The sequence below is a fragment of the Parafrankia sp. Ea1.12 genome (genome assembly GCF_900465275.1).
GTDB lineage: Bacteria > Actinomycetota > Actinomycetes > Frankiales > Frankiaceae > Parafrankia > Parafrankia soli.
This window is the reverse complement of the sequence record NZ_UBIZ01000689.1, coordinates 1-1,905: the sequence shown is the minus strand read 5'-3', so window position 1 is coordinate 1,905 and position 1,905 is coordinate 1. Positions and strand designations below refer to the sequence as shown.

At 76.5% G+C, this 1,905-nt stretch carries 1 protein-coding gene and 1 pseudogene; both read left to right on the top strand.

Features of this window, described 5'->3' with window-relative positions:
* A partial coding sequence (locus FMEAI12_RS35555; protein ID WP_146776856.1) for a GGDEF domain-containing protein occupies positions 1-584 on the top strand: 584 nt, incomplete at its 5' end.
* Between the two features lie 48 nt (positions 585-632).
* Positions 633-1,905 (top strand): annotated as a pseudogene (locus tag FMEAI12_RS35550) (cell division protein FtsK); the annotation flags it as partial.

Sequence of the window (1,905 nt, the reverse complement as noted above, 5' to 3'; positions counted from 1 at the left end):
CCCCCTCCCCGGACCGACTCGGCCCTGCCCACCCCCGCGGCCCCGGCACCGGGGGCACGGCCGAGGACACCGGAGTTGCGGTCCTTTTCCTCGATCTCGACGCCTTCGGGCGCGTCAACCAGCGGTTCGGCTACACGGTCGGCGACGGGACGCTGCGCGCGGTCGCGCTCCGGTTCGCCGAGGTGCTCGGGCCCGGCGCGGTGCTGGGCCGCTGGGGCGGGGACGAGTTCGTCGTCGTGACGACCGAGGTGACCGGCCACGCGGCGGTGGCACTGGCCGACCGGCTGACCTCCTGCCTCGTCGACCCACTGGTCGTGGACGACCACCGGGTCCGGGTCACGGCCAGCGTCGGGATCGCGTTCGGTGGGGGGCTCCGATCGGGCCATGGCGAGGTCGCGCCGCTCGGCGCCGACCACGCCGCGGGCCTCGGCACCCCACCGGCCCCGGTTCACCGGCCGCTGGACGGCGATGCGCTGGTGAGGATGGCCGGCGAGGAGATCGTGAAGGCGCGCTCCCGGGCCCGCGAGACCCGTCGCGGCCGCAGCCGCCGCCAGAATCGCTCGAAATCAGGCGACTCTTCGTAAGAAGTTACAGAGAGCACACTGTCGACTTCGACTTGTATCGTGCCCGCCATGTGGATCACCATCGATGTCGCGGGCGTCGCGGACACGTCCCCTCGGGCGCCTGCCCGCGCCTGCCTGGTGCCTGCCGACAGTCGGCGGGCCACCAGGCGGACGGTACTGCTCCGCGCCGACGGGGCAACGCCGCTGGGCGCGATCGCGGCCGCGCTGGCGGAGCACGCGCACGGATCCGAGCGGCGGCCGGGAGGTCGGGGGCGGGGGCGATCGCCCGGAGCGGTGCAGGGCGCCCGCGAGCCCCCGGCGGCGATCCACGTCGATGGCGCGGAGGTCGACCCCGGCCTGCGGCTGGACGCCTCGCCCCTGCGCGACGGCTCCGTTCTCAGGCTCGGCGCGCCGCTCGGAGCACCCCTCGGCGCGCTGCTCGGAGCGCCGCTCGGAGCCGGGCGCAACGAGCCGGTGGGGCTTGTCGAGCTCCGGGTCACCGGTGGTCCCGGCGCCGGCATGGTGCACCGGCTCCTGGCCGGCGAATACAGCCTGGGGTCGGACCCTGCCGGCGGCGTCGTGCTGCGCGGCCATTCCACGCCGCGGCGCGCGTTGTCCCTGCGGGTCGACGTCGACGGCTCCTGCACGATCACCCCCCGTGCGGGGGCGACGGTGTGGATCGACGGGTGCCGCCGCGACGGCCCCGTCTCCTTCCCGGCCGGTGAACGCGGCGGTGCCGGGCCGCGGGTCACCCTGCGCGTCGGCGGGGCGCGGCTGCTGCTGACGGTGCCCGACGAGCCGGACGCCCTGCTCCAGCCGGCTCCGGCCGGGCCGTACCTGGAGATCAGCCGCGAGCCGCGGATGCTGCGTGCCCCGGGCGGTTCCCGGTACCGCCTCCCCACGCCGCCGGTTCCGCCGCGGCCCGCACCGCCCCCGGTGTTGGCAACGCTCCTCCCCGCCGCGGCCGCGACCGGGATGGCGGTACTCCTCCACGCCTACTACCTGCTTCTTTTCGCGGCGCTGGCGCCGCTCTCCCTGGTCGGCTCCTACCTGGCGGCCCGGCGCCAGGCAGCGCGGGAGCACCGGCGTGAGCTGGCGGAGTACCAGCGGATCCGGGCCGAGATCGACCGGGACGCCACCGCCGCGCTCGACCGCGAGGCCGCTGCCCTCCGCCGCGCCCATCCGGACCCGGCGGCGACACTGCTCCGCGCGCTGGGCCCGCGGCGTGGTCTCTGGGAGCGCCGTCCCGAAGACCCTGACTTCCTCCACCTGCGCGTCGGCACGGGCGACCTGCCGGGCGGCGTCGTCCTCGACGACCCCGCCGCGCCGGATCACCGCCGAC